Source organism: Nocardia sp. NPDC050712, from assembly GCF_040654295.1.
In the GTDB taxonomy this organism is placed as follows: Bacteria; Actinomycetota; Actinomycetes; order Mycobacteriales; family Mycobacteriaceae; genus Nocardia.
Window position 1 is genome coordinate 735680 of record NZ_JBFAHT010000002.1, and the last position, 26883, is coordinate 762562.

General features: G+C 69.0%; 26 protein-coding genes. 22 read left to right on the forward strand and 4 right to left on the reverse strand.

Annotated elements, in window-relative coordinates; all coding sequences use genetic code 11:
* Positions 1-43: 43 nt before the first annotated feature.
* The 3 genes from AB0H76_RS13870 to AB0H76_RS13880 all read right to left on the reverse strand — a co-directional run bounded on the left by AB0H76_RS13870 (position 44) and on the right by AB0H76_RS13880 (position 3019).
* A complete protein-coding gene (locus tag AB0H76_RS13870) occupies positions 44-565 on the reverse strand; it encodes a hypothetical protein (RefSeq protein ID WP_357322369.1) in 522 nt (173 codons plus the stop codon).
* 113 nt (positions 566-678) lie between these two features.
* The gene (locus AB0H76_RS13875; RefSeq protein ID WP_357322372.1) at positions 679-2001 is read right to left on the reverse strand and encodes a HAMP domain-containing sensor histidine kinase; all 1323 of its coding nucleotides are present in this window, start codon (positions 1999-2001) and stop codon (positions 679-681) included.
* Between the two features lie 310 nt (positions 2002-2311).
* The gene (locus tag AB0H76_RS13880) at positions 2312-3019 is read right to left on the reverse strand and encodes a response regulator transcription factor (protein WP_357322374.1); all 708 of its coding nucleotides are present in this window, start codon (positions 3017-3019) and stop codon (positions 2312-2314) included.
* 68 nt (positions 3020-3087) lie between these two features.
* On the opposite strand from AB0H76_RS13880, the gene AB0H76_RS13885 reads away from it, so the two are divergent.
* Both AB0H76_RS13885 and AB0H76_RS13890 read left to right on the forward strand, forming a co-directional pair.
* Positions 3088-5004: a glycoside hydrolase gene (locus AB0H76_RS13885; RefSeq protein ID WP_357322377.1), complete on the forward strand. Its 1917-nt coding sequence runs from the start codon at positions 3088-3090 to the stop codon at positions 5002-5004.
* Complete coding sequence (locus AB0H76_RS13890) at positions 4995-5930, forward strand: phosphatase PAP2 family protein (protein WP_357322380.1); 936 nt, start codon at positions 4995-4997, stop codon at positions 5928-5930. The genes AB0H76_RS13885 and AB0H76_RS13890 overlap by 10 nt, the downstream gene beginning before the upstream one ends.
* On the opposite strand, the gene AB0H76_RS13895 is transcribed toward AB0H76_RS13890, so the two are convergent.
* Positions 5863-7362: a PucR family transcriptional regulator ligand-binding domain-containing protein gene (locus AB0H76_RS13895; protein WP_357322383.1), complete on the reverse strand. Its 1500-nt coding sequence runs from the start codon at positions 7360-7362 to the stop codon at positions 5863-5865. The two genes, AB0H76_RS13890 and AB0H76_RS13895, sit on opposite strands and share 68 nt — an antisense overlap.
* A 397-nt stretch (positions 7363-7759) precedes the next feature.
* On the opposite strand from AB0H76_RS13895, the gene AB0H76_RS13900 reads away from it, so the two are divergent.
* The 20 genes from AB0H76_RS13900 (at position 7760) to AB0H76_RS13995 (ending at position 26876) form a co-directional block, all read left to right on the forward strand.
* Positions 7760-9106: an 8-oxoguanine deaminase gene (locus AB0H76_RS13900; RefSeq protein WP_357322386.1), complete on the forward strand. Its 1347-nt coding sequence runs from the start codon at positions 7760-7762 to the stop codon at positions 9104-9106.
* Positions 9107-9479: 373 nt separating this feature from the next.
* Positions 9480-10925 (forward strand): NCS2 family permease, encoded by a 1446-nt coding sequence (locus AB0H76_RS13905; RefSeq protein WP_357322389.1) that lies wholly within the window; start codon positions 9480-9482, stop codon positions 10923-10925.
* Positions 10926-11026: 101 nt separating this feature from the next.
* Entirely contained in the window at positions 11027-11272 is a 246-nt protein-coding gene (locus AB0H76_RS13910; RefSeq protein WP_357322392.1) for a thiamine-binding protein, read from the forward strand.
* On the forward strand, positions 11265-11660 hold the full coding sequence (locus AB0H76_RS13915) for a helix-turn-helix domain-containing protein (RefSeq protein ID WP_357322395.1): 396 nt from the start codon (positions 11265-11267) through the stop codon (positions 11658-11660). The genes AB0H76_RS13910 and AB0H76_RS13915 overlap by 8 nt, the downstream gene beginning before the upstream one ends.
* 117 nt (positions 11661-11777) lie before the next feature.
* On the forward strand, positions 11778-12293 hold the full coding sequence (gene uraD, locus AB0H76_RS13920; protein ID WP_357322398.1) for a 2-oxo-4-hydroxy-4-carboxy-5-ureidoimidazoline decarboxylase: 516 nt from the start codon (positions 11778-11780) through the stop codon (positions 12291-12293).
* Positions 12290-12628: a hydroxyisourate hydrolase gene (gene uraH, locus AB0H76_RS13925; RefSeq protein ID WP_357322401.1), complete on the forward strand. Its 339-nt coding sequence runs from the start codon at positions 12290-12292 to the stop codon at positions 12626-12628. Before uraD ends, uraH begins: the two co-directional genes overlap by 4 nt.
* Positions 12629-12637: 9 nt before the next feature.
* Complete coding sequence (pucL, locus tag AB0H76_RS13930; protein ID WP_357322404.1) at positions 12638-13546, forward strand: factor-independent urate hydroxylase; 909 nt, start codon at positions 12638-12640, stop codon at positions 13544-13546.
* 19 nt (positions 13547-13565) lie between these two features.
* Entirely contained in the window at positions 13566-14990 is a 1425-nt protein-coding gene (locus AB0H76_RS13935) for a nucleobase:cation symporter-2 family protein (protein WP_357322408.1), read from the forward strand.
* Between the two features lie 43 nt (positions 14991-15033).
* Positions 15034-15381: a gamma-glutamylcyclotransferase gene (locus AB0H76_RS13940; protein WP_357322411.1), complete on the forward strand. Its 348-nt coding sequence runs from the start codon at positions 15034-15036 to the stop codon at positions 15379-15381.
* A gap of 2 nt (positions 15382-15383) precedes the next feature.
* Positions 15384-16157 (forward strand): TIM barrel protein, encoded by a 774-nt coding sequence (locus AB0H76_RS13945; RefSeq protein WP_357322414.1) that lies wholly within the window; start codon positions 15384-15386, stop codon positions 16155-16157.
* A gap of 11 nt (positions 16158-16168) precedes the next feature.
* Entirely contained in the window at positions 16169-17044 is an 876-nt protein-coding gene (locus AB0H76_RS13950) for an NAD(P)-dependent oxidoreductase (protein WP_357322415.1), read from the forward strand.
* Between the two features lie 138 nt (positions 17045-17182).
* Positions 17183-18985 (forward strand): glyoxylate carboligase, encoded by a 1803-nt coding sequence (gene gcl / locus AB0H76_RS13955; protein WP_357322418.1) that lies wholly within the window; start codon positions 17183-17185, stop codon positions 18983-18985.
* A 44-nt stretch (positions 18986-19029) separates the two neighbouring features.
* A complete protein-coding gene (locus tag AB0H76_RS13960; protein WP_357322421.1) occupies positions 19030-20175 on the forward strand; it encodes a glycerate kinase in 1146 nt (381 codons plus the stop codon).
* Entirely contained in the window at positions 20168-20419 is a 252-nt protein-coding gene (locus AB0H76_RS13965; protein WP_357322424.1) for a hypothetical protein, read from the forward strand. Before AB0H76_RS13960 ends, AB0H76_RS13965 begins: the two co-directional genes overlap by 8 nt.
* Positions 20412-21710, forward strand: a complete 1299-nt coding sequence (gene allB / locus AB0H76_RS13970) for an allantoinase AllB (RefSeq protein WP_357322427.1) — start codon at positions 20412-20414, stop codon at positions 21708-21710. The genes AB0H76_RS13965 and allB overlap by 8 nt, the downstream gene beginning before the upstream one ends.
* Positions 21711-21720: 10 nt before the next feature.
* Positions 21721-22737, forward strand: a complete 1017-nt coding sequence (gene alc, locus AB0H76_RS13975; RefSeq protein ID WP_357322430.1) for an allantoicase — start codon at positions 21721-21723, stop codon at positions 22735-22737.
* Between the two features lie 147 nt (positions 22738-22884).
* Positions 22885-23328: a MarR family transcriptional regulator gene (locus tag AB0H76_RS13980; protein ID WP_357322433.1), complete on the forward strand. Its 444-nt coding sequence runs from the start codon at positions 22885-22887 to the stop codon at positions 23326-23328.
* A complete protein-coding gene (locus AB0H76_RS13985; RefSeq protein WP_357322436.1) occupies positions 23325-23747 on the forward strand; it encodes an organic hydroperoxide resistance protein in 423 nt (140 codons plus the stop codon). The genes AB0H76_RS13980 and AB0H76_RS13985 overlap by 4 nt, the downstream gene beginning before the upstream one ends.
* Before the next feature lie 3 nt (positions 23748-23750).
* Positions 23751-24728, forward strand: coding sequence for a zinc-binding dehydrogenase (locus AB0H76_RS13990; RefSeq protein ID WP_357322438.1), 978 nt, complete (start codon positions 23751-23753; stop codon positions 24726-24728).
* Positions 24729-24944: 216 nt separating this feature from the next.
* Positions 24945-26876 (forward strand): MFS transporter, encoded by a 1932-nt coding sequence (locus AB0H76_RS13995; RefSeq protein ID WP_357322441.1) that lies wholly within the window; start codon positions 24945-24947, stop codon positions 26874-26876.
* Positions 26877-26883: the final 7 nt, after the last annotated feature.

Sequence of the window (26883 nt, forward strand, 5' to 3'; positions counted from 1 at the left end):
ACGATATCCGTTGCGGCACTGACCAGTTCGGTCACGGTCCTCGCTACCAGATGAGAGTGTGCTCGCCTGCGCGGACGCGGCCGAAGAACCGGGGCGGGAGGTCCGGGCCGGTGTGGTTGTAGGCGTTGAGCAGGTCGGCGAGCTCGGCCGCGAGGGATTGCAGTGCGGGAGAAGGGGATTCGCCGGACCAGCCCCAGTCTCGTGGAATGTCGGCGATGGTGATGTCGATGGCGCCGGGATTCGTCTCGACCGCGATGGTGAGTAGCGCGGGGGCCTCGGCCAGTGGGTCGGCGGCGGACAGGGTTCCGGCGGGATGCGGGTGCACGATCCGGGCCACCAGGATGTCGTCGCGCAGCATCTCGGCGATGGCGTCGAGGTTCGCGTGCTTGCCGAGGCGGTGGTGCCGCTCGCCGTAGACCCGGTCCGCGGGGCCGGCGGCCGTGCTGGTCTTGGCCAGGATGCGGTCGAGCATGCGCTGGGCGGCGGCGCGCTCGTTGGGGCCGGTGCGCGGGTGCTCGATGAGCGTGCGCAAGCGGGAGATGCGCTGGGTGGCGGTGCTGGTCATCGGGGCGTGCTCCCGTCGGCGGTTCGGTTGCGGCGTCCACCACTGTGGCACGGTGCGGTGCCGCGGGCCAGCGGCGTCGGCCGCCGCGAACGCCGAGTGCGCCGGGGCTGGGGTCAATCCTGTTGTGGGGTAGGGAATGTGAGCCGGACCGTCAATCCGGAAGGGGTGGTGCGAGTGGTGGTGACGGTGATTCCGTGTGTCTGGGCGACCCGGGCGACGATCGCCAGTCCGAGGCCGGAACCCGGCACCGCGGAGACATCGGGGGAGCGGTAGAAGCGGTCGAAGACCCGGGCGACATCGTCCTCGGCGATGCCCGGACCGTGATCGGCGATGGTGAGCGTGCGGTTGTGGAGGGTGACGACCACCGGTGGCGCACCGTATTTCAGGGCGTTGTCGAGCAGGTTGCTGAGCAGGCTCAGCAGGTGCGTGCGGTTGCCGTAGACGTCGAGCGGGGTGAGGTCGCGCTCGATCACGGCATGCGGGTACCGGGCCACCGCTTGGTCGACGAGGTCGTCGAGGGGGAGGAGTTCGCGATCGGGTCGCAGACCGGCCTCGTCGATGCGGGCGAGATCGAGGAGATTGGTGACGAGTTCGGTCATGTTGTCGATGCCGGACCGCATCCGCCGCAGGGCGCGATCGGTGCTGTCGGCGGGTAGCCCCGGGGCACTGAGCAGTTCGACATCCGAGCGCAGGGCGGTCAGCGGTGTACGCAGTTCATGGGAAGCGTCGGCGACCAATTGCCGTTGCGCGGCCTGGGCTTTCCCGAGGGCGGCGAGCATGTCGTTGAAACTGGTGGAGAGATCGGCGAGTTCGTCCTCGCCACGGACCGGGAGGTGCTCGTCGGGATCGGCGGTGCGCGCCACCCGGCGGGCCACGGTCGCGACATCGCCCAGTGGGCGCAGGCCGATCCGCGTCACCAGATACCCGGCCGTACAGGCGACGGCGACCGCCGCGAGCACACCCAGCGCAAGCACCTGCGCGTAGGTACGGATACTGGCCGACATGCTGTCGGTGCGCGTCCAAACCTGCACCGCCCGGCCGTCATCCACGGCCAGCGTCAGCACCCGAACCGGGTAGCCGAGGTACTCGCGGTCCTCGAACGTCCGCCCGTCGCCGTCGCGCGCGACCCGCCGCTCCGCCTCGGTCACCGGCAGGGCAGCGTCGCCGGGATCGCCGCGAACCACCGAATCGCCGGCGGCGGAAACGAATCGGCTGCACGGCGGCGAGGTCAACCACCGGCACGTCCCGGCCTGCTCCGGAACCCACGTATCGTGCTGCTCGGCCCGAATCGTCGACGTCGCCGCCTGAACGAGAGTCTGATCGACCTGCCGATGCACCTCGCGCTGAAACAGCAGGAACGCCCCGACCGCCATCGCGGTCGCCAGCAACGCCGCGGCGGCGGCCGCGAGGACGGCTACGCGTCGGCGTAAAGACAAGCGGCGCAACATCAGCACTGCCCCCGCGCCGGGATCGTCGGGTTGATACGCGTCAACCGCCGGGAACGAGCGCGCGCGGGAATCGGGGGGCCGGTGTCGGCGGTAGGCCCGATGTGCGCGGCAGTGGCTACGCCGGCGTGCGTGACGATGGCGGCGTGGTCTGTGTTGGACGCACTGGTGCGGCGAGAGCGCCTGGGGGAGGTCTGAGGAGTGCCCGCCGGATCGAAGGAGCTGGCGACAGCGCAGAGACTGAAGCTGTTGTGCGCCAAAAGGATCGGGTTGACAGCCGGTGGGGAAATTTGAGCGCGCATCACGGGACTCGGATCTGGTAACCCACGCCGCGGACGGTGTGGATGAGGGGTGGGCAGGCGGCGGCGTCGAGCTTCTGGCGCAGGTAGCGGATGTAGACGTCGATGGCGTTGCTGGTTTGGGGGAGGGTGCCGCCCCAGACGCGGTCGGCGATGGTGTCGCGGGACAGGACCAGGCCGGTGTTGCGGGCGAGGAGTTCGAGGACCGCGAATTCGGTCATGGTGAATTGGGCGACGACCGCGCCGTCGCGGGTGGCCTGGCGGGCGTGCGGGTCCAGGTGCAGGTCGCCGAGGTCGATGCCGGAGGGGTCCTCGGGGGTCCGGGTGGGCGCGCGGCGCAGGAGTGCTCGGACTCGGGCGCGGAGTTCGCCCAGGTCGTAGGGCTTGCCGAGGTAGTCGTCGGCGCCCGCGTCGAGGCCTTGGATGCGATCGGCGGTGGTGTCGCGGGCGGTGAGGATGAGAATGGGGGTGGCGTCGCCGGCGGCGCGCAGGCGGCGGCAGAGGGCGGAACCGTCGAGGCGGGGCATGGTCAGGTCGAGCACGATGGCGTCGGCGCGCCGCCGGTCGAGGAGCTGCAGGGCGGCGAGTCCGTCGGCGGCCCGCTCCACCCGGTAGCCGTCCAGGGCGGCCAAGGCGTCGCCCAGGGCCTCGCGCACGTTCGGATCGTCGTCCACGACCAGTACGCGCGGTGACTCTAATGAATCGCTCATCGTCGCTCTCTACCTTCGCCCGGGTGCTTATCCCAACAGTTCGAACCCGACCCACACGGTATGCGGTGATGTTGCTGACCGGTGTCGCGGCCATCGCGGCATCCGGCTGCTCGCTGCTGAACCCCACCCCGGACGGCCCGGAGAAGCTCCAGCTCCTGGACGGAAAACCACGATTGGTTACCGCCGGGCACACCATCGATGTGGACCCCGCAACGCTGCGAGTCGACTCCGACACCGGGCCGCTCTCCGACGGCGCCGCCGAAAACCTGGGCGCGCCCAGCGCGGTCACTCGCGACGGGGAAACCCTGCGCTGGTCCCTGCCCGCGGCCGGGCTGACCGTCGCCGCGCGCCCCGACGGTGACCGTCTCGCCCTCAGCATCACCGCCGGTAAGACGACCGCGCTGTCCTGGCCGGTGCTGCCCGCCGGCGTGCGCTCCATCCAACTGCCCAACGGCGAGGGCCTGAACATCCCCACCGGCGACGCGCACTGGACCGACCCCGAGACCGGCATCGTCAACGAGGACGGCCGCCGGCTCCAAGACCTCACCTTCCCCGGCCTAGGATTCACCGGCGCGACACCGGGCACCGGCGCGAGCTACATCATCCCGACCGACATCGGCAGCACCCTCACCTTCACCGACCGCGACCAGCGCCTCGGCGCGCGAGTACGGCACGACTTCGACCCGGCCGCCGAAACCGGCACCTACACCGTGGTTCTCGATGCCACCCGCGGCGGGCCGATCGACAGCGCCCTGGACTACCGGCAGTGGCTCGACAGCCACGGACAACTCAGTTCGCTCACCGGCAAGACCCGCGAAAACCCGGACGTGGCGAAACTGCTCGGCGCGTTCCATGTCTACCTGTGGGGTGACGGCCGCAGCGCGCGCGGCGTCGAAGCGCTGAAAGCGGCCGGCCTGGAGAAGCTTTGGCTCGGTTACGACTCCGGTGACCCGCAGATCGGCAAGGACGCCGTCGACGCCGCCGAGCGGGCCGGGTACCTGATCGGGCCCTACGACACCTTCTCCAACGTGCAGGATCCCGCAGGCGAGATCGACGCACCCACCTCGAAATGGCCCGACCCGATCTGGCCCGATGGCTGCGTGCGCGACGCCGAAGGCAAGCCGGAGACCGGATTCGGCGGTCGCGGCTGCTATCTGAGTTCCGAGGCGCTGGCCCAGCAGCCCGAGCTGCTGCGGCAGCGCGAGGAGCAGATGAGCGCCAACGGAGTGAACAGCTACTTCGTCGACGTGGATGGTACCGGCGAGACCTTCCGCGACTACTCGCCGCGGCATCCGATGACCGAGCAGCGCGACCGCGACAACCGCCTGGAACGCATGCGCGCGCTGCTGCCCCGATTCGTCGTCGGCTCGGAAACCGTGGGCGCGTGGGCGAATTCGGCCGTCGCCTTCAGTCACGGCTCGTCCACGCCGATCGCCGACGGACTCTGGAAACTCCAGCGGGACAAGGAGTTCTGGGGTGCCTGGTACGGCAAGAACGGTCCCGCGACCTTCCTGAAGCCGGTCGAGCTGCCCGCGGACCTCACCCGGCAGATGTTCGACTTCACCTATCGGATTCCGATGTACCAGGCGGTGTTCCACGACGCGCTGGTCAGCACCGACCGGTGGGAGCTGGGCCTGAACAAGTTCCCGGCGCTGGCCAAGCAGCGCACCCTGGCCGCGATGCTCTACAACGCGCCACTGAACTACAACCTCAACCTCGACACCATCGAGGAGTGGGGCCCGTCGATGGCGCAGGCGGCGCGCTTCTTCCGGTTCACCCAGGACGCGGCGGGCACCGACGCGCTCACCGATTTCCGCTGGCTGACCACCGACAAGCTGGTGCAGCGCACCGAATTCGGTGACCGGCTGACGGTGATCGCCAACTTCGGGTCCGCGCCGTACACCGATCCCGAACTGGGCACCGTGGACGCCGGGTGCGTCGTCGCGCGCAACTCCGGCGGCGAGGTCCGGTCGCTATGTCCGTGACCCACCAACCCTGGACCCACCCGGCCGACGGGACCACGCTGGTCGCATCGGCACAGCGCCGAGCACCCGTCCCGTGGCGCGTCGCGACCGCGCTGAGTTTCGGGATCGCCGCTGTCGCAACCTATCTCGTGACAGCGGGCACGGCGGCCGGGCAGCAGTGGGATCAACAGGTCCTGCGCTACGCACGCGCCGACCTCTCAGTGCTCACGGTGCCCCCATGGGCACGCATCCCTTGGATCTCGAATCCGGCCCTGTGGCTGGCCGTAGCCGCCGTCGTCACGACCTTCGGCCTATTGCGCGGATTACGCTGGCGCACACTGGCTTACCTCGCGTTCGCACCCGCCGCGATCCTCCTCGCCCGCCTCCTGCGCCTGACCGTGCTGACCCGCCCCTCGATCCCGGGCGGCTGGGACGCCGCCAACGCCGCCCCCAGTGGCCACGCCACCGCCGCCGCGGCCACCGCGGTCGTCCTCACGATGACTGCCCCACGACTGCTCCGGCCAATTATCGCGGTCATCTCGGCCGCCTGGGTAACGCTGATCGGCAGCCAACTCGTGGTCGCGGGCTGGCACCGCCCCGGCGACGTCCTACTGGCGATCCTGCTGGTCGGCGCACTCACGGCAGCCTTACTCGCGGCGCAGGGGTCGGGTGATCCGAGACGCGCACGCCGGCACGTGGCAGGGCGAGTACTCGTGCTGGCTGCCGTTGGCGCCGCCGCCGGTGTGGCCGCGATCTGGGCAACGGTCGGCGGCGCCGGGCTCGGCACGAAGACGACTCAGGCCTTCGTCATGATCGCGGTATGCGCCGCGGTCACGAACGCCGTGTGCGTTTCCACGTCCGGCCGGGACAGCGCGCAGCTCAGCGCAGGGCGAGTGCCAGGAAGAAGTCGACTCGGTCTTCGAGCCGGGACAGGTCGCGCTCGGTGAGCTCTTCGATCCGCTGGATCCGGTAGCGCAGCGTATTCACGTGCACGTGCAGCAACTCCGCGGACTTGGTCCAGGATCCCGAGGATTGCAGGAACGTCTCCAGCGTGTGCACGAGATCCGCGCGGTTGTCTTGGTCGTAGCTGCTGAGCGGGTCGAGTAGCCGGGTCCGGAACATGCGCCGGACTTCGTCGGGGACGCTGGCCAGGAGCAGCATGTGGGTGGCGAGCTGGTCGTGGCCGATGACGCTGGCGGCCTGCTCGCTGCGGGCGGCCATGCGCCGGGCGTAGCGGGCTTCTTCGACCGCGCCGCGCAGGCCCTCGCCGTCGACCACGCCGCTGACGCCGACCGAGAGCCGGCCCTGTCCCAGCCCGGGCGCCAATTCGGCGATCGCCAGCTGGATTTCGTCGAGCACCGAGCTGCGGGCCGGGATCAGCGCGATGGCCTCGCCGTCGACCACGCCGGCGGCGGGTCGCCTGCCGTAAAGGATTTCGCGCAACAGAACACGTAATTCGCCGGGCCGCAGGGTCTCGCCCGCGGAGGCCGCGGCGACCGCGATGTAGGTCTCGCCGGGGCCGAGCCCGGTCAGTTCGAGGCGGGAGATGATCTCCGCCGGTTTGGCGTCGGAGACGATGAGTTCGATGAGTTCCTGGGCCAGCCGCCCCTCGGCGCTCTGCCGGTCGTCCAGGCGGGCGCGTTCCAGCGACACCACAGCGGCGAGTTCACCCGGTAGCGCGCGCCGTTCCTCCGACCATTCGCTGTAGTCGCCCTGGAACACCAGGAACCAGTCCGCGACCCGCGAGGTGCTGTCCTGGTCGACGGCGAAAACCGAATAGGGAGCATCGTTTTCGCGCACCACCAGGGGTAGTCGGCGGGCTTTGAGGAAGGCCGTCGTGACATCGGCGGGCGGCGTCGCCGACCCGGCGACCACTCGTCCGGTCGAGGACATCACCCAGCAGCTCATCCCGAGATCGCGCTCGATCAGATCCAGCACCGACCCGAGGCCGCTGCCCGCCACCAGCTGCCGATGCCGGTCCAGCACCGCGCTGAGGTCGGCGGCCCGGCCGGTGGACAGGTTGCGGGTGATCTGCTCGGTCACCGTCGCGAACGCGACGTTCTCCCGCACCCGGAACAGCGGGATCCGGTGCCGGCGACAGGCCTCGACGATGTCCTCGGGGACGCCGCCGTAGCGGGCGTCACCGGCCGCGAGCCCGGCCACGCCGGCCCGGGCCAGCGCGCTGACGAAGGTTTCGCTGTCGGACGGGTCGTCGCGCCACTGCAGCCCGGAGAGCACCAGCTCACCGCCCGAGAGGTAGCGGCTGGGATCGAGCAGGTCGGTGGTTACCACCCAGCGCACGAAGCGGTCCAGGTCTTCCTCCCCGGTGAGGAGGTCCAGACCCAAGGCCGTCATGGTGAGCAGGGAACGTAATCGCACAGTTTTCTACGCTAACAGCGCTCCCCGGTGCCACCGCATTTGGAGATACGTACAAACCTTGCGGTGTGAACTGGGCCACAGTTCAGATTTCTCGTTCCTACCTGTTCACTTCCCGGCCAGCTGTACTTACCGACATGGATTTACCGCGACCCGGATGCCGGGCCGAGGCGCTGGCGCCGCAAGCTGCCCGAACCGGGGCAAACCCGGTTCCGGGCGGCGTCGACGGCGCGGTGCGGCCCGAGGGCGGCACCGGCTGTCCGGCCCGCGGGCAGCGCTCCCACGCAACCTGTCAGCAACGCGGTGGTCGCCTGATGTCGGCGCGGCTGCCGGCCTTCGTCCGGGCGCATGATCGGATGGAACGCGAATCCGTCCGGGCGTGGCGAAAGGCGTCGGCTGCATGAAGATCGTGATCGAGAACGCGTACCTGGCTCCGGTCAGCGGGCCGGAGATCCCGTCGGGATACCTGGTCGTGGAAAACGGCCGGATCGCCGCGCTGGGGCCCGGCCCGGCACCCCGCATCGAGGGCGCCGAGCGCATCAACGGCACCGGCTGCCTGGTGACCCCCGGCCTGGTCAACACCCATCACCACCTGTACCAGTGGGCCAGCCAGGGCCTGTTCCAGGATTCGACGCTGTTCGAATGGCTGACCGGGCTCTACCAGCTGTGGGCGCGGATGGACGCGGAGGTCGTCTACGGCGCGGCCTCGGCCGGGCTGGGCTGGCTCGCGCTGAACGGCTGCACCACCAGCACCGACCACCACTACATCTTCCCCAAGGATCGCGGCGACCTGTTCGCCGCCGAGATCCGCGCCGCCGGGGAACTCGGCCTGCGCTTCCACCCGTGCCGCGGGTCGATGGACCGCGGGCAGTCCGACGGCGGCCTGCCGCCGGACGAGGTGGTGGAGACCCGCGACGACATCCTCGCGCACACCGCCGAGATGATCGACAAGTACCACGATCCGTCCTTCGACTCGATGCTGCGCGTCGCGGTCGCGCCGTGCTCCCCGTTCTCGGTGAGCGCCGAGCTGATGACCGAGTCCGCCGCGCTGGCCCGCGCCCGGGGCGTCCGCCTGCACACCCACCTCGCCGAGACCCTGGACGAGGAAGCGCACTGCAAAGAGCAAATGGGCTGCACCCCGGTCGAATACATGGAGCAGCTGGGCTGGCTCGGTGACGACGTGTGGTTCGCGCACGCGGTCCACCTGCACGACACCGACATTCGCCGCTTCGCCGAAACCGGCACCGGCGTCGCGCACTGCCCCACCTCCAACGCCCGCCTGGGCGCCGGCATCGCCCGCGTCACCGATCTGCTCGCCGCGGGCGCGCCGGTCGGGCTCGGCGTCGACGGCGCCGCGTCGGCCGAATTGACCTCCCTCGCCGGGGAAATGCGCCAGGCGCTGCTCTTCCAGCGCGCCGTGCACGGTCCGAAGGCGCTCACCGCGCGCCAGGCGCTGGCGGTCGGCACGCTCGGCGGCGCCCGGAACCTGGGCCGCCAGCACGAGATCGGCTCGCTCGAGGTCGGCAAGCTCGCCGACATCGCGCTCTGGCGGGTCGACGGCTTCCGCGCGGCGATCGAAGATCCGGTCTGCGCCTTGGTTTTCGGCCCCACGCCCCCGCTGGCCCGGCTGCTGGTCGGCGGGCACACCGTCGTCGAGAACGACGAGCTGCGCACCGTGGCACACGACGCGACCGGCCGCGCCGGCGCAGCGGCCCGGAAACGCTTGCTGCAGGAGGGGACTCGATGACCACCGTTTCACCCAGGGTGCTCGCGGCCCGCGTCGATGACCTTATTGAGGGGGTCATCGAAGCAGCCCGCGACCACCACCGCCCCGCCCGGAATCTCGCTCTGCCGCTACAGCGGCCGGCGATTCCGGCCAACCCCGATCCGCGTGCCCCATACGGGTTGCGTGGCCACGGAGGGCCACCCACGCTCTCCGCCACCGAGCACATCATCCGTGTGCCGGTACCACCGGAAGACATCATCCGGAGCTGTTGATCAACGGGGGCGCCGCGTCTTTCGCAACGAAGCGGCGGCGTCCCACAACCGCATAACCGAATCCTGCGCACCGGAACACCGCTCCGGATTGCAGGTCGGCCCGCCCTGAGGAGGGCAAGCTGATGACCCAGATCGAGACCAAACCCGTCGCCGAAGAGCCGGTGGTTCCCCGAAAGGGCTGGCACGACCGGTTCTTCCGGCTAACCGAGCGCAAGACCTCCGTATCCCGGGAGGTCCGAGGTGGTATCACCACCTTCGTGGCGATGGCCTACGTCATCCTGCTGGTCCCGCTGATTCTCGGCGGCGTCACCGACGTGAACGGTGACAAGCTGTCCATCGCGCAGCTGACCACCGCCATCGCGTTCTCCGCGGGCCTGAGCACCGTGCTGATGGGCGTGGTCGGCAATGTGCCGCTGGCGCTGGCGGCGGGTCTGGGCCTGGTCCCGGTGGTCGCCTTCCAGGCCGCCCCGCACATGACCTGGGCCCAGGCCATGGGCCTGGTCGTGCTGATGGGCGTGGTCATCGTGATCCTGGCCGCCACCGGCCTGCGAACGATGATCATCAACGCCATTCCGGTGGCTCTGAAGAACGCCATCGGCGTCGGCATCGGCATGTTCATCGCGCTGATCGGGCTGGTCTCGGCCGGCGTGGTCGGGCACGGTGAGGGCAGCGGCCCGCCGGTCACCCTGGGCGTCGGCGGACATCTGAGCGGCTGGCCCGTGGTGGTCTTCGCGGTCGGCCTGCTGGTGATGCTCGCGCTGTTCATCCGCAAGGTGCCCGGCGCCATCCTGATCAGCATCGCGATCGCCACCGTGCTCGCGGTGATCATCAACGCCAACGCCACCATCGACCCCAAGACCTGGGGCGCGGTCGTGCCGGAGACGCCCGAAAAGCTCTTCGCCGCACCCGATTTCAGCCTGATGTTCGATGTCGACCTGATCGGCGGCTTCGCCTCGGCCGGTGCGCTGACCGCATCGATCGTGCTGTTCACCCTGGTGCTGACCGGGTTCTTCGACGCCATGGGCACCATCTTCGGTGTCTGCGACGAGGCCGAACTGCTCGACGAGAACGGCACCATGCCCGGCCTGGGCAAGGTGCTGACCGTCGACGGTGTCGGCCAGATCATCGGCGGCGCGGCCGGCGGTGCGGGTGCGACGGTCTACGTCGAGTCGGCGACGGGTGTCGGTGAGGGCGCCCGTACCGGCCTGGCCAGTGTGGTGACCGGCACCCTGTTCGTCGCCGCGATCTTCTTCACGCCGATCGCGGCCGTGGTGCCGATCCAGGCGGCGGCGCCGGCCCTGGTGCTCGTCGGCGCGCTGATGATGACCCAGGCTCGCAAGATCGACTGGAACGATCTGGAAGTCGCGATCCCGGCCTTCCTGATCATCGCGCTCATGCCGTTCACCTACTCCATCACCAACGGCGTCGGCGCCGGCCTGATCGCCTACGTGGTGATCAAGGCGGCCCGCGGCAAGTTCAGCGAGGTGCACTGGCTGCTGTACGCGGTCAGCGCGGTCTTCCTGGCCTACTTCGGTATCAACGCGATCGAGCTGCTGTTCGGCGCGTAGCACTACCCGCGCACCCTCGCGGCACGGCTTCGGCCGTGCCGCGAGGTTTTGCGCGTGCCATCCCGTCCGTCGACCCCAGGAAGCGCAGGTAGCCTATGCCCATGTGGCTGCGTGCTGAATTCACCACCGAGCCGTTCCATGGCGAAGGCGATCCGCCGCCGCATGCCGCCGAGACACTGGCCGTGCTCGAGGCGGCCGGACTCGATTGCGACTTCGGCCCTTTGGGCACCTCGGTGTCCGGCCCGAGCGAGAAGTTGCTGGATCTGCTGCGCGACGTACTCGCCACCGGTTTCGCCCACGGGGCGACCCGGGTGACCCTGCAGGTGGAGCGGGACGACGATGACTGAGACACACCTCGACGCCACCCATCCGGTGCTGGTGACGATCACGCCGCTGCTGCAGCGGGTCGGTGGCCGCCTCGTGCCGCCCGGAGACTGTGGCCCCGAAGACATCCCGCTGATGTGGGAGGGGACGACGCTGGCCGGTGTGCGCATCGGCGGCAGCCCCGAACCCGAGCCGGTGAGCGAGGGCGGTCTGGCGCGCCTGCTGGAGGACGTGGCGGCCGAACTCGGCAGTTCGCTCACCGATCTCAAGCGTGCCGACAAACAGCGTGCGGTGCGGTTGCTGGAAGAGCGCGGCGCGTTCAGCTACCGCAAATCGGCGGAGACCGTCGCCGAAGCGCTCGGTGTAACCCGGTTCACTGTGTACAACTATCTGAATCGAACGCGGTCCTAGGCCGTCCACTTGGACCTTCACCCCAAAATTCAACAAACTGTTGATTTCTGACTGAGACCTGTGCCACTCTTCTCGGAGTAAGCGGATGTGACCTCCGCTACACGAGAGAGGCAGGCAATGGGAACTTCCGCAGCGTTCAATTCGACTGCGAGTGAACAACTTCGGCCGATTCTGCTGGCTTGCTGCGACGTTCCGGCTTGGGCCGACGCCGTCTTGGCGGGCCGGCCGTACGCCGATCTGGAACTCCTGCTGGAGGTGGCCGACGCCGCCGCCCGCACCTTCACCGCCGACGACGTCGACCGTGCCCTCGCCGCGCACCCCCGCATCGGGGAGCGGGCGAACGGCAGCACCGTCGACGCCAAGTGGTCGCGCGGCGAGCAGTCCGGCGTCAGCCAGGACCTCGCGACCGCGGCGTCCCTGATGTCCGGCAATCAGGCCTACGAGCAGCGCTTCGGCCGGGTCTTCCTGATCTGCGCCACCGGGCTGTCCGGTGAGCAGATCCTGGCCGCCCTGCAGGCCCGGCTCGGCAACGACGACGTGACCGAAGCGGCCGTGGTCGCCGAGGAGCTGCGCAAGATCGCGATCCTGCGGCTGCGCAAGGCAATCGATGAGATGGAGGTGGCCACCGCATGAGCGCGATTACAACGCATGTGCTCGACACGGCCCTCGGTAAGCCCGGCGCCGGCGTGCCGGTGCGGCTGGAATTCGTCAAGGACGGCCAGCCGGTGCTGCTGGCCCAGGCGGTCACCAACGCCGACGGCCGCGTCGGCGACTTCGGCCCCGACGAGCTCGAAACCGGCCAGTACCGCCTGGTTTTCGACATCGCGAGCTACGCCGCCGCCACCGGGCAGGACTGCTTCTTCCCCGAGGCCGTCATCACCTTCTCGCCCAGCGGCCCCGTCGGCAGCCACTTCCACATTCCGCTTCTGCTGAGCCCGTTCGCCTACTCCACCTACCGAGGGAGCTGATCCTCACCCATGGCCATCCAGCTTGGAACCAACCAGTACGGCAAGGCCGAGAGCCGTGTCGTTCGCGTCTACCGCGACACCGCCCGCCACCAGATCCGCGATCTGAATGTCTCCTCGGCGCTGCGCGGCCGGTTCGAGGACGCGCACATCAGCGGTGATCAGAAGGACGTGCTCCCCACCGACACCCAGAAGAACACCGCCTTCGCCTTCGCCAAGGAGAAGGAGATCGGCGCGATCGAGAACTACGGCCTGACCCTGGCCGATCACTTCATCGCCCGCTGCCCCGGCGCCGACGGCGCCCGCGTGGAGATCGAGGAGTACGCCTGGGACCGCATCTCGGTCGACGGCCTCGGCCACGATCACTCGTTCGTCAAGAGCGGCGCCGGCGTGCGCACCACCGTCGTGAACGTCGACGGCGTCGGCCCGGACCGCCGCGCCCACGTGGTCTCCGGCATCAAGGACCTGGTGCTGCTCAAGACCACCGGCTCGGAGTTCCACGGGTATTTCAAGGACAAGTACACGACGCTGCAGCCGACCAACGACCGGATCATGGCCACCTCGCTGGTCGCCAAGTGGCGCTACGACACCACCGACATCTCGGACTTCGACAAGTCCTTCGATTCGATCCGCTCGATCCTGCTGCGCCAGTTCGCCGCCGTGCACTCCTACGCGCTGCAGCAGACCCTCTACAGCATGGGCCGCGCCGTGCTCGAGCAGCACCGCGAGGTCGCCGAGATCAAGTTCTCCGCGCCCAACAAGCACCACTTCCTGGTCGACCTGAGCCCGTTCGCCCTGGAGAACAACAACGAGGTGTTCATCGCCGCCGACCGGCCCTACGGCCTGATCGAGGCCTCGGTGGTGCGCGACGACGCCACCGACGCCGGTTCCGCCTGGCACAGCGTGCCCGGATTTTGCTGATCGCGGAGAGGCGACACCCATGTTCAACCGCCGTAGCACCCCGTCCGACGACGGGGCTGCTTCAACCGCCACGGTCCGGCCGGAAGACACGAAATATCCACCGCTGCAACTGATCGCCTACGGGTTGCAGCACATCCTGACGATGTACGGCGGTGTCATCGCGCCACCGCTGATCATCGGCGGGGCGGCCGGGCTCTCGGCCACCGACATGGCGCTGCTGGTCACCGCGGGACTGTTCGTCTCCGGCTTGGCGACCATGCTGCAGACCCTGGGCCTGGGGCCGTTCGGTTCCAGATTGCCGATCGTGCAAGGCATCTCGTTCGTCAGCGTCTCGACGATGGTCTCCATCGCCAACGAGGGCGGGCTGCGGCCGGTGTTCGGCGCGATCATCGTCGCCGGTCTCATCGGCTTGGTCGCCTCGTCGTTCTTCGCGCACCTGGTGCGGCTGTTCCCGGCGGTGGTGACGGGCACGATCATCACGGTGATCGGCTTGTCGCTGATGCCGGTGGCGTTCCGGTGGGCGATGGGCGGCGACGCCAAGGCCACCGACTACGGCTCGATGACCAACATCGGATACGCCGGCCTGACGCTGCTCATCATCCTGGTGATCAGCCGGGTGTTCCAGGGCGCGATCTCGCGGCTGTCGATCCTGATCGGCCTGGTGATCGGCACCCTGGTGGCGGTCGCCACCGGCAAGGCCGACTTCTCCGGAGTCGGCGAGGCCAAACTGGTCGCGCTGCCGGAGATCCTGCACTTCGGCACGCCCACCTTCGAGGTGGGCGCGATCGTCGCCATGACGATCGTGATGTTCGTGATCATGACCGAGGCCACCGCCGACATTCTCGCCATCGGCGAGATCCTGCCGACCAAGGTCGACAAGAAGCGGCTGGCCAGCGGCCTGCGTGCCGACATGGCCTCGAGCGCGGTGGCGCCGCTGGTGGGCTCGTTCCCGTGCAGCGCGTTCGCGCAGAACGTCGGCCTGGTCGCGCTGACCGGGATCAAGAGCCGGTATGTGGTCGCCGTCGGCGGTGTCATCCTCGCGCTGCTCGGGCTGCTGCCCGTGGTCGGCGCGGTGGTCGCCGGGATTCCGTATCCGGTGCTCGGCGGCGCGGCGATCGTGCTCTTCGGCACGGTGGCGGCCAGTGGTATCCGCACGCTGTCGCGGGTGGACTACGAGGACAACCTGAACATGGTCATCGTCGCGGTCGGCGTGGCCGTGGGCCTGATTCCCATCGCGGCGCCGGACTTCTGGCACGCGTTCCCGAATTCGATCGCCGTGGTCCTGGAGTCCGGGATCAGTGCGACCGCCGCGGTGGCGATCGTGTTGAACGTGGCGTTCAACGAGATCCGCGCCGGTAAACGTAAGGGCGCGTCGGTATTCGGCGCGGCCGAGGATCGGCTCGACGAATATGCCGAGCGGTCCGACGACGATATCCGTCACTAGAAAGACAATCGCTATGCCTTTGATTTTCCTGAATGGCTCCGCCATGCGCGGAGGACCCCTGAATTATCTGCTCGGCGGCGCCCCGTTCGCCGGCGAAGCGGAAACCGCCGCGCGCTACCGCTTCTATTCGGTGGGCGACCGTTTCCCCGGCCTCGCGCCGGTGGCCGACGGCGGCGCGCCGATCTCGGGCGAACTGTTCGATATCTCGCTGGACGTGCTGCGCGAGAAGCTGCTGCCGGCCGAACCGCCGGAGCTGGAGCTCGGCGTGATCGAGCTGCAGGACAACCGCTCGGTGCTGTCCATGGTGATGCGCAAGCCGCCCACCTCCTACCCGGAGCTCAAGGACATCACCGAGATCGGCAGCTGGAAGAAATACAAGAAAGGAGCGTGAAAATGCCGAAGTTCGACGTCAATTGCTCGATTCTTTTCACTGATCTGCCCCTGCTGGAGCGCCCGGCCGCGGCCAAGGCCGCCGGTTTCGACGCCGTGGAATTCTGGTGGCCCTTCGGCACCGATCCGACGCCGGGCGACAAGGAGATCGACGGGTTCGTTTCCGCGATCGCCGACGCCGGTGTGCAGCTGGTCGGGCTGAACTTCATCGACCTGATCCCGGCCGGTCGCGGCCTGGTCTCGGTGCCCAGTGCCGTCACCACTTTCCGCGACAACATCGACGTCGCGGTCGGCATCGCCGAGCGCACCGGCTGCAAGGCGCTCAACGCGCTCTACGGCAACCGGGTGGAGGGCGAAGACCCGGCGAAGCAGGACGAGCTGGCGCTGGAGAACCTGCGCCTGGCCGCTCGGGCCGCCGCCCGGATCGACGCGGTCGTGCTGCTGGAAGCGCTGAATTCGCCGGAGTCCCCGGACTATCCGGTGGTCTCGGCCGAGCACGCGGTGCGCATCATCGACGCCGCCGGCGAGCCGAACATCAAGTTCCTGTGCGATCTCTACCACCTGTCCCGGATGGGGGAGGACCTGCATCAGGTCATCAAGACCTACGCCTCCTACATCGGCCACGTGCAGATCGCCGACAACCCCGGCCGCGGCCGCCCCGGTAGTGGCGACCTCGACTTCGACGCGCTCTTCGCGAGCCTAGAAGCCGTGGGTTACGACGGCCGCATCGGCCTGGAATACAAAGACGCAGACCTGGATTGGAGCTGGATGCTGTGAGCACTAAAAACGTGAGCAAAATCGGATTCGTCGGACTGGGCATCATGGGCGGCCCGATGGCGGGCCACCTGGTCGCCGCGGGCCACGAGGTCACCGGCTACGACCACAGCACCGCCGCCCTCGACAAGCTGAAGGCCGCCGGCGGCAACATCGCCTCCGGCGCCGCGGAAGCCGTGCGGGACAAGGACATCGTGATCACGATGCTCCCGCAGGACGAGCACGTGGAGGCGGTGTTCGCCGACGTGCTCGAGCACGCCGCGTCGGGCACCCTCTACATCGACTTCTCCACCATCACCCCGAAGACCTCCAAGTGGACCGCCACCGAGGGCGCGAAGAAGGGCCTGCGGGTTCTGGACGCGCCGGTCTCCGGCGGCGAGCCGGGCGCGAAGAACGCGGCCCTGTCGATCATGGTCGGCGGCACCCAGGAGGACTTCGACACGGCCAAGCCGATCTTCGAGGCCGTGGGCAAGACCTTCGAGCTGGTCGGCCCGAACGGCGCCGGTCAGGTCGTCAAGGCCGCCAACCAGCTGGTCGTTGGCGGCACCTACGCGCTGATCGCCGAGGCGATCGTGCTGATGGAGAACCTGGGCGCGGACGCCGCCAAGGGCCTGGACGTGCTGGCCGGTGGCCTGGCGGGCTCGAAGATCCTCGAGCTCAAGCGCAAGACCATGCTGGAGCGCTCCTTCGTCCCCGGCTTCCGGATCGACCTGCACCACAAGGACATGGGCATCATCCTGGCCGCCGCCCGCGAGGCCGAGGTCGCCATCCCGATGGGCGCGCTCACCGCGCAGCTCATCGCCGCGGCGCGCGCCATGGGCTACGGCAACCTGGATCACTCCGGCCTGCTGCTGGTCACCGAGGCGTTGTCCAAGCGAGACAACGCGTGAATAACCAAGCAACACAAGCTCGTCCGGCGGTCCAGCACGCGCCGTGCGCCGTGCGGATCCCGGCGGGCTGGGTGCGCATCGACGGGCCGTACGCGCCCGACCGCCGGTACGCGGCGACGAACTCTAGGGAGAACTGATATGGCGCGGATGCGTGCCGTCGACGCGGCGGTCCTGATCCTGGAAAAGGAAGGCGCGACACAGGCTTTCGGCCTGCCCGGTGCCGCGATCAACCCGTTCTACAGCGCCATGCGCGCGCACGGCGGGCTGAAGCACGTGCTGGCCCGCCACGTCGAGGCGGCCTCGCACATGGCAGAGGGCTACACCCGCGCCAAGGCGGGCAACATCGGTATCTGCATCGGCACCTCCGGCCCGGCCGGCACCGACATGATCACCGGATTGTATTCCGCCAGTGCGGATTCCATTCCGATCCTGTGCATCACCGGTCAGGCGCCGGTGGCCAAGCTGCACAAGGAGGACTTCCAGGCCGTCGACATCGCCTCGATCGCCAAGCCGGTCAGCAAGTGGGCCGTCACGGTGCTCGAGCCCGCGCAGGTGCCCGGCACCTTCCAGAAGGCCTTCCACCTGATGCGTGAGGGCCGGCCGGGCCCGGTGCTGGTCGACCTGCCGATCGACGTGCAGCTCGCCGAGATCGAGTTCGACATCGACACCTACGAGCCGCTCGCGGTGCACAAGCCCGCGGCCAGCCGCGCCCAGGCCGAGAAGGTCCTGGACATGCTGGCTCAGGCCGAGCGCCCGCTGATCGTGGCCGGCGGCGGCATCGTGAACGCCGACGCGGCCGAGCTGCTGGTGGAGTTCGCCGAGCTGACCGGGATTCCGGTGGTGCCTACCCTGATGGGCTGGGGCACCATCGCCGACGATCACCCGCTGCACGCGGGCATGGTCGGCCTGCAGACCTCGCACCGCTACGGCAACGCGACCATGCTGGAGTCCGACTTCGTGCTGGGCATCGGCAACCGCTGGGCCAACCGGCACACCGGCGGCGTCGAGACCTACACCAAGGACCGCACGTTCGTGCACGTCGACATCGAGCCGACCCAGATCGGCCGGGTCTTCGCGCCCGACTTCGGCATCACCTCCGATGCCGGCGCCGCGCTGCGGATCTTCCTCGAGGTCGCCCGGGAGCGCAAGGCCGCCGAAACGCTGCCGAGCCGCGCCGACTGGGCCAAGCAGTGCAAGCACCGCAAGAACGAGGGCCTGCGCAAGACGCACTTCGACTCGGTGCCGATCAAGCCGCAGCGCGTGTACGAGGAGATGAACAAGGCGTTCGGACCCGATGTCCGCTACGTCAGCACCATCGGTCTCTCGCAGATCCAGGCGGCGCAGCTGCTGCACGTCTACCATCCGCGGCACTGGATCAACGCCGGCCAGGCCGGGCCGCTGGGCTGGACCCTGCCCGCCGCGCTCGGTGTCGCCACCGCCGACAAGGACGCGACCGTGGTCGCGCTCTCCGGCGATTACGACTTCCAGTTCCTGATCGAGGAATTGGCCGTCGGCGCGCAGTTCGGCATCCCGTACATCCACGTGGTGGTGAACAACTCCTACCTGGGTCTGATCCGGCAGGCGCAGCGCAACTTCTCCATGGACTACTACGTCCAGCTCGACTTCGACAACATCAACAGCCCCGAGGTCGCCGGCTACGGCGTGGATCACGTCAAGGTCGTGGAAGGCCTGGGCTGCAAGGCGATCCGGGTCACCGAGCCGGACAAGCTGGGCTCGGCGATGGAGCAGGCCAAGAGCCTGATGGCCGAGCACAAGGTGCCGGTGGTCGTGGAGGTCATCCTGGAGCGCGTCACCAACGTGTCGATGGGCCTCGAGATCGACAACATCATGGAGTTCGAGGAGCTCGCCCAGTCGCTGGAGGACGCGCCCACCGCGACCGCCCACCAGCCCGAGCCCGAGGCTGTCGGGGGCGCCAGGTGATCACGCCTCGGCGAGCGCCACGGCCCCGGTGGCGGGAAGGTTATGTGGTCATCGCGCCGGACAAGTTCAAGGGCTCGCTGACCGCACCCCAGGTGGCCGAACACATCGCCGCCGGCCTGCGCCGGGTCCGTCCCGACGTCCCCATGGTGACCGTTCCGGTCGCCGACGGGGGCGACGGCACCGTCGACGCGGTGGTGGCCTCGGGTTTCGCCCGGTTCCGCACCAGCGTCACCGGTCCGATCGGGGATCAGGTCGTCGCGTCGTTCGCCATGCGCGATCAGACGGCCGTGATCGAGCTCGCCGAGGCCTCCGGCATCCGCAAGATGCCGCACCCGCCGACGTCCTCGACGTCGCGGACCGTGTCCAGCACCGGCACCGGTGAGCTGATCAAGGCCGCCGCGCAACGCGGTGCCCGGCGCATCCTGCTCGGGCTCGGCGGCAGCGCGTGCACCGACGGCGGCGCGGGCATGATGTCCGCGCTCGGTGTGAAGTTCCTCGACGAGCGCGGCGAGGTGCTGCCGCCGGGTGGCGCGGCACTGCGCCGCCTGGCCCGCATCGACGCCAGTGAGATGGTGCGGGTGCCGCTGGTGACGGTGGCCTCCGATGTCGACAACCCGCTGCTCGGCGCGCGCGGGGCGGCCAATGTGTACGCCCGGCAGAAGGGCGCCAAGCAGTTCGACGTCGAAGACCTCGAACGGGGCCTGACCCGGCTGGCGATGATCATCAAGCGCGATCTCGGCATCGACGTCGCCGAGCGGCCCGGTGCGGGCGCCGCGGGCGGGGTCGGGTACGCCGCGATGGCGTTCCTCAACGCCCAGGCGCGTCCGGGCATCGACATGATCCTCGATCAGCTCGGGTTCTCCGCGCAGGTCGACGGTGCGCGGCTGGTCATCACCGGGGAAGGCTCCCTCGATCAGCAGACGCTGCACGGGAAGGCGCCGGTCGGCGTCGCGCGGATCGCCAAGGCGGCCGGCGTGCCGGTCATCGCGGTCTCCGGCCGCCGGGACATCGCCGCCGAACAGCTGCGGCGCGTCGACATCGAGCAGGCCTACGCGCTGACCGATATCGACGCCGACCCGGCGGTGTGCATGGCGCACGCCGGACCGCTGCTGGAACGGCTGGCCGCGGATGTGGCCGGAAAGTGGCTGGTGGACAACACCCTTCGCAAAGTGGCCGGTGGACATGGCTAAGACCTGGATCCCGGCGCTCGCCGGGAATTCGGTGGGCCTGGCCACCGGCGTGCTGGGAGTCGCCGCGGGCCTGACCGGCATCGCGGCGGGCCTGGGCGCGGTTCCGGCCTTGGCGGGCGCGATCGCGGGTTCGGTGGGCGTTGTCGCGGGTTCGATCGGTCTCGCCATGGCCTCGGCGGGGCGCACTGCCGCACCGGCGACCGTCGCGAGCCGCAGTGGGCAAGGAGTGAACAGCCATGTATGACTTGGTGATCCGGTCCCGGCGCGTGGTGCTACCGGAGGGGATCGGGCCGGCGACGATCGCGGTGCGCGACGGCCGCATCGCGGCGGTCGAGGCCTACGACGCCGATCTGCCGGCGACGGCGGCCACCGATCTGGCCGACCTGGTGCTGCTGCCCGGCCTGGTCGACTCGCACGTGCACGTCAACGAGCCCGGCCGCACCGACTGGGAGGGTTTCGCCTCCGCGACGAAAGCCGCCGCGGCGGGCGGGGTGACGACGATCGTCGACATGCCGCTCAACTCGCTGCCGCCCACCGTGGACGTGCCCGCCCTCGAAGCCAAGCGCGCGGCGGCGAGCGGGCAGTGCCAGGTGGACGTGGGCTTCTGGGGCGGTGCGATTCCGGGGAACCTGAAATCGCTTCGGCCGCTGCATGAATCGGGCGTGTTCGGGTTCAAGTGCTTCCTGTCGCCGTCCGGCGTGGACGAGTTCCCGCCGCTGACGCTGCCCGAGATCGAAGAGGTGATGGTCGAGCTCGTCGCCTTCGACGGGCTGTTGATCGTGCACGCGGAGGACCCGGGCCACCTGGGCGAACCGGCCGACGGCTCCTACGACGCCTTCCTGGAATCACGGCCGGGAGCGGCGGAAAGCGCGGCGGTACAGGCGATCATCGCGCTCGCGGAGCGGACCGGCGCCCGCACCCACATCCTGCACGTCTCGGCGGCCGACTGCCTGGCCCCGCTGGCGGCGGCACAGGCGCGCGGTGTGCGGATCACCGCGGAGACCTGCCCGCACTACCTGACCCTGGCGGCCGCCGAGGCGCACACCACCGCGTTCAAATGCTGTCCGCCGATTCGGGATTCGGCGAATCAGGACGCGCTGTGGCAGGGCCTGGCCGACGGCGTGCTGACCTGCGTGGTCTCGGACCATTCGCCGTGCCCGCCCGCCATGAAGGCGGGCGACTTCGCCAGCGCCTGGGGCGGGGTGTCCTCGCTGCAGATCGGCCTGCCCGCGGTCTGGACGGCCGCGCGCACCAGAGGTTTCGGCCTCGCGGATGTCATCCGCTGGATGGCCGAGGCGCCCGCCGACCTGGTCGGCCTGGCGCACAAGGGCCGCATCGCGGTCGGCTGCGACGCCGACCTGGTGGCCTTCGATCCGGACGCGCCGTTCATCGTCGAATCGGCGGCCCTGCAGCACAAGAACAAGATCACCGCCTATCAGGGGCGCGAGCTGTCGGGCGTCGTCCAGTCCACGTGGTTGCGCGGCACGGTCGTCGGGGGACGTCCCGCCGCGGGCCACTTCATCGAGAAAAGCTGAGGGAGAACATATGTCAGACTTCACCGCTCTACCCGACCTGGCCCTGCGCACCAATCTCGGCAGCGTGATCGCGGCCAGCGACGAATCCTTCGAGGAGCGCGAGAACCTCATCAACCCGTGGGCGCCGAAGTTCTCCCCGGAGACCTTCGGGCCCAAGGGCCAGGAGTACGACGGCTGGGAGACCCGCCGGCACCGCGGCCCCGGCGACGACTGGGCCATCGTGCGCCTGGGCATGCCGGGTGTGCTGCACGGCGTCGTCATCGACACCGCCTGGTTCAAGGGCAACTACCCGCCCTTCGCCTCCATCGAGGCCTGCCGGGTGTCCGGCTACCCGTCGGTGGCCGAGCTGGAGTACGCCGACTGGGTGGAGATCCTGCCGCGCAGCCCGCTGACCGGCGACGCCGTGCACGAGTTCCCGATCTCCGACGATCGGGTGTTCACCCACGTGCGCCTGACCATCTACCCCGACGGTGGTGTCGCGCGGCTGCGCGTGCACGGTGAAGTGGTGCCCGATCCGGCGCTGCTCACCGGTCTCACCGTGGACCTGATCGCGCTGGCCAACGGCGCGCGCTCGCTCGGCTGCTCGGACATGTTCTACTCCGCGCCCGACAACATGATCAGCCCCGGGCTGGCCCGCAACCAGGCCGAAGGCTGGGAGACCAAGCGTCGCCGCGACAGCGGAAACGACTGGGCCACTTTCAGTCTCGCCGCGCAGGGCGTGCCGCAGCTGCTCGAGCTCGACACCACCAACCTGCTGTTCAACGCGCCCGGTGAGGCCCGGCTGCTCGGCATCGACCACCACGGCGACGAGCCGCTGCCGCCCGCGGCGGATCCGGCCTGGTTCGAGTTGCTGCCGCGCACCGCGCTGCAGCCCGACACCGCGCACCGGTTCCGCCTGAACAACGAGCGCGCCGCGACCCATGTGCGCGTCGACATCTACCCGGACGGCGGCCTGGCCCGGGTGCGCCTGTTCGGTGCGCTCACCGCCGCGGCCGAGGAGCAGCTCACCGCGCGCTGGGGCGCCTGACGCGCTGACCTCCGTCGCCCCGGCGCACGCCGGTGCCCAGTACTACGTCTTTGGGTGCCGGCGTGCCCCGGGGCGACGGAGGTCGAGTGACGCAGACCACCTCTTGTTCGGTTGTGCACAACTTAATTGCGGACTACCGTTCAGGAGGTGACCGATCGCCTTCGTCTCGACGAGCAACTCTGCTTCCCGCTGTACGCGGCGTCGCGGGCGATGACCTCGGTCTACCGGTCCAAGCTGGACAAGCTCGGGCTGACCTACCCGCAGTACCTGGTGATGCTGGCACTGTGGGAACGCGACGGTCGTTCCGTCGGTGAACTCTGCACGGCACTTTCGCTCGATTCCGGCACCCTGTCCCCGCTGCTCAAGCGGTTGCAGGCGACCGGGCTGATCGAACGCGAGCGCAGCACGGCCGATGAACGGCGGGTCGAGATCCGGCTCACCGGCAGCGGCCGCGCCCTACGGGCCCAGGCCCGCGACATTCCGAACGAAATGGCCGAAGCCGTCGGCCTGTCCATGGACGAAATCGTGGCCCTGCGCGATGCCCTACGGCGTATGACCGAGACCCTCACCTCAGAACGGGAGAAATCATGACCCCCCTGTACACCGCTGAAGCCCTCGCCACCGGCGACGGCCGCAACGGCCACGCCCGCACCTCCGACGGCAAGGTCGATGTCAACCTCGCCGCGCCCAAGGAGATGGGTGGCAGCGGTGAGGGCACCAACCCCGAGCAGCTCTTCGCCGCCGGCTACGCCGCCTGCTTCCACGGCGCGCTGCGCCTGGTCGGCAAGAACGACAGCCTCAACGTCGACGACTCCGCGGTCGGCGCCAAGGTCAGCCTCGGCAAGAACGACGCGGGCGGCTTCCAGCTGGCCGTGGTCATCGAGGTGACGCTGCCGAACCTGTCCCGCGACGAGGCCCAGGCGCTGGCCGACAAGGCCCACCAGGTCTGCCCGTACTCCAACGCCACCCGCGGCAATATCGACGTCACCGTGACCGTCGCGGAGGACTGAGCCGTGCGCGCGGTAGTCATCGAGGCCTTCGGCGAACCGAAGGAAGTGCTGACCGCGGGGGAGCGGCCGACCCCGGAACCGGGGGAGGGGCAGGTGCGGATCGCCCTGATCCTCGCGCCGATCCACAATCATGACCTGGCCACCATTCGTGGTGTGTACGGGTACAAGCCGGTGCTGCCGGCCATCCCGGGCACCGAGGCCGTCGGCCGGATCGACGCCCTCGGCCCCGGGGTGACCGGCCTGGAACTCGGTCAGCGCGTGAGCGTTTCGGGCATTCACGAGGCCTGGGCCGAGTACTTCCTGGCCAAGGCCGGGCAGGTGGTCCCGCTGCCGGATTCGGTGCCGGACCTGACCGCCGCCCAGCTGCTCGCCATGCCGCTGAGCGCGCTCATGCTGCTCGAGGACCTGAATGTCGCGGCGGGCGACTGGATTACGATCAACGCCGCCAACGGCGCGGTCGGCCGGTTGCTGAATACCCTGGCGAGCCAACGGGGTGTGCACGTGCTGAGCCTGGTGCGCCGGGCCGACGCGGTGGAAACGCTGCGGGAGCTGGGCGCCGAGGCGGTCGTCGACACCGGGACCGAGGGCTGGCAGCAGCGGGCGGCCGAACTGACCGGCGGCGCGCCGATCGTGCGCGCGATCGATCAGGTCGGCGGCAGCGCGGCCAACGATCTCCTCGCCCTGCTGGGCCCGGGCGGTGAGCTGATCTCCTTCGGTGCGCTCGCCGGCAAGCCGCTCATCGTCGATCCCGGCCCGATGATCTTCAAACAGGCTGTGATCAAAGGCTTCTGGGGCTCCAAGCGGGCCGAGCAGACCAGCCGCGAGGAGATGCGCCGCCTCATCACCGAACTGGTGACCATGGCCGCCACCGGCGCCCTGCGCCTGGAGGTCGAGGCCACCTACCCGCTGGAATCCGCGGCCGAAGCCGCCGTGGCCAGCGAGACCCCGGGCCGCAGCGCGAAAATCGCCCTGCAACCCTAGCGGGCCGGCACAACTGCATATTCGAAAACAGCGCAGGTCATCGGCAACGATGACCTGCGTTTTTCATTTCGAACAGTGCAGATTCCGATGAGCGGGACGGGGTGGCGGAAAACCGCTCGCGGATCAAGATCGGTCGCTACAGTTTCTGCACCCGGCCGCTCGTTCGCCATCGCCGTGATTCAGCGCGAGATGCCGGGCTAGAAAGGCATTTCGACTATGAGTTCGACGTCGATCCCCGCTCCGCCGACCCTGCTCACCGGGCTCTGGCAGCGAAAACTTCCCCATTATCCCGAAACGCCGGCGCGGTCCTGGTATCTGGCCGTCGTGGTCATCACCTCGATCGCGTTGTACTACCAATTGTTTGTCACCGGAGCGGTCGGCAACGAGCTGATCGCCTATTTCGATCTGTCCTTCGCCTATTTCGTCTGGATCTTCATCATCGGCGCCGCGTTCGGCGCGGTCGCCTCCCTCGTGGCCGGTGTGCTGGACCGCTGGGGGCGAGCCAATATCGTCGCCTACGGCGTGGTGATCGTGTCGGCGCTGACGCTGTTCGCGGTGCCGGCGACCACGAGCAAAGAGGCCTACCTCATCGTCTACATCCTGGTGAGCGTGGTCGAGGGCGCCGTACTGGTGGCCACACCCGCGCTGATCCGGGACTTCTCCCCGCAGCTGGGCCGGGCCTCGGCGATGGGTTTCTGGACCCTCGGGCCGGTGATCGGCGCGCTGGTCACCACCGCGATCTCCACCCGCACGCTGGACGCGCACCCGGACTGGCAGTACCACTACCGGCTCTGCGGTGTGATCTGCCTGGTGATCTCGGTGGTCGCGGTCGTCGGACTGCGTGAGCTGAGCCCCGCGCTGCGCGACCAGGTCATGGTGTCGCTGCGCGACAAGGCGCTGATCGAGGCGCGGGCCCGCGGCCTGAATGTCGAAGAGCTGGAACGCGATCAGTGGAAGCAGATGCTGAAACTGAATATCGTCGGATCCGCGCTGGGTATCAGCCTTTTCCTGGCGTTCTTCTATACGATCGTCTCTTTCCTCGCGGTCTATATGGCCACCAACTTCGGCTTCACCTCGGCCCAGGCCAATGCGCTGGGTAACTGGTATTGGGGCGCCAATGCCATCGCGCTGGTGACCGCCGGGCTGCTGTCGGACTGGTTGAAAGTGCGCAAGCCGTTCATGATTGTCGGCGCGCTCATCTCGATCACCGGCATGTTCATCCTGATCCAGTTCAACGACGAGCCCGATACCGGGTATTACACCTGGGCCGCGATTTTCGCGGTGATCGCGATCGGCACCGGCATCGCCTACTCCACCTGGATGGCGAGCTTCACCGAAACCGTGGAGGAGCGGAACCCCGCCGCCACCGCGGTCGGCCTCGCGGTCTGGGGCGGCACCTTGCGCGGCGTGGTCACGCTGGTGCTGTTCGGTCTGCTGCTCGTGGTGAATGCCGCTGGGCCGCTGGTGAATTACGGTCCGCGCCTGGGTGAGATCCAGGCCAAACACGCCTCCGAACTCGCCACCATCCAGACCGTCGGCACGGATACCCTGGCGAAACTCAAGGCCAATCCGAACGATCAGATGGCGCAGCTGGCCGCGATCCAGAAGCTGACCGGCGCCAGTGTCGCCGACATCGTGACCACCAAGACGCTCAGCGACAAGTACCCGCAGGAACTGCAGACGCTGACCGCCATCAACGCCGACACCCAGGCCGCGCTGGCGGCCAACCCGAACGACGGCAACGCGGGCCTGGCCGCGGTCGGCCAGGTCGCGCAGAAGTTCAACATTCCGGTGAACGACGCGATCGCCCGCCTCACCGCCACCCAGGCCGTCCCGCGCGCCGAGCTCACCGTCGCCGCCACTGTCGGCCCGAAGCTGCAGGACGCGGGCGCCAAACTGGCCGCGATCAGCAGCATCTCGGCCGACGACCAGGCCTACCTGGCCGAGCGTGGCCCGGAAGTCCAGCAGGCCAAGGCCGATTCGGCCGGCCAGTGGGGCCGCTGGTGGTGGATCTGCCTGATCGCCCAGATCCTGTTCATCCCGTTCGTCTTCGTCATGTCCGGTCACTGGAGCCCGAAGAAGGCCGCCGCCGAGGCGGCCGCGCACGACGCGGTGGTCCAAAAGGAGCTGGCCGCGATCTCGAAGTAGCCGACTG

Coding starts and splice junctions, on each gene's coding strand:
- AB0H76_RS13870 (WP_357322369.1), bottom strand. CDS start 565: ATGACCAGCACCGCCACCCAGCGCATCTCCCGCTTGCGCACGCTCATC.
- AB0H76_RS13880 (WP_357322374.1), bottom strand. CDS start 3,019: ATGAGCGATTCATTAGAGTCACCGCGCGTACTGGTCGTGGACGACGAT.
- AB0H76_RS13885 (WP_357322377.1), top strand. CDS start 3,088: ATGTTGCTGACCGGTGTCGCGGCCATCGCGGCATCCGGCTGCTCGCTG.
- AB0H76_RS13890 (WP_357322380.1), top strand. CDS start 4,995: ATGTCCGTGACCCACCAACCCTGGACCCACCCGGCCGACGGGACCACG.
- AB0H76_RS13900 (WP_357322386.1), top strand. CDS start 7,760: ATGAAGATCGTGATCGAGAACGCGTACCTGGCTCCGGTCAGCGGGCCG.
- AB0H76_RS13905 (WP_357322389.1), top strand. CDS start 9,480: ATGACCCAGATCGAGACCAAACCCGTCGCCGAAGAGCCGGTGGTTCCC.
- AB0H76_RS13910 (WP_357322392.1), top strand. CDS start 11,027: ATGTGGCTGCGTGCTGAATTCACCACCGAGCCGTTCCATGGCGAAGGC.
- AB0H76_RS13915 (WP_357322395.1), top strand. CDS start 11,265: ATGACTGAGACACACCTCGACGCCACCCATCCGGTGCTGGTGACGATC.
- uraD (WP_357322398.1), top strand. CDS start 11,778: ATGGGAACTTCCGCAGCGTTCAATTCGACTGCGAGTGAACAACTTCGG.
- uraH (WP_357322401.1), top strand. CDS start 12,290: ATGAGCGCGATTACAACGCATGTGCTCGACACGGCCCTCGGTAAGCCC.
- pucL (WP_357322404.1), top strand. CDS start 12,638: ATGGCCATCCAGCTTGGAACCAACCAGTACGGCAAGGCCGAGAGCCGT.
- AB0H76_RS13935 (WP_357322408.1), top strand. CDS start 13,566: ATGTTCAACCGCCGTAGCACCCCGTCCGACGACGGGGCTGCTTCAACC.
- AB0H76_RS13940 (WP_357322411.1), top strand. CDS start 15,034: ATGCGCGGAGGACCCCTGAATTATCTGCTCGGCGGCGCCCCGTTCGCC.
- AB0H76_RS13945 (WP_357322414.1), top strand. CDS start 15,384: ATGCCGAAGTTCGACGTCAATTGCTCGATTCTTTTCACTGATCTGCCC.
- gcl (WP_357322418.1), top strand. CDS start 17,183: ATGGCGCGGATGCGTGCCGTCGACGCGGCGGTCCTGATCCTGGAAAAG.
- AB0H76_RS13965 (WP_357322424.1), top strand. CDS start 20,168: ATGGCTAAGACCTGGATCCCGGCGCTCGCCGGGAATTCGGTGGGCCTG.
- allB (WP_357322427.1), top strand. CDS start 20,412: ATGTATGACTTGGTGATCCGGTCCCGGCGCGTGGTGCTACCGGAGGGG.
- alc (WP_357322430.1), top strand. CDS start 21,721: ATGTCAGACTTCACCGCTCTACCCGACCTGGCCCTGCGCACCAATCTC.
- AB0H76_RS13985 (WP_357322436.1), top strand. CDS start 23,325: ATGACCCCCCTGTACACCGCTGAAGCCCTCGCCACCGGCGACGGCCGC.
- AB0H76_RS13995 (WP_357322441.1), top strand. CDS start 24,945: ATGAGTTCGACGTCGATCCCCGCTCCGCCGACCCTGCTCACCGGGCTC.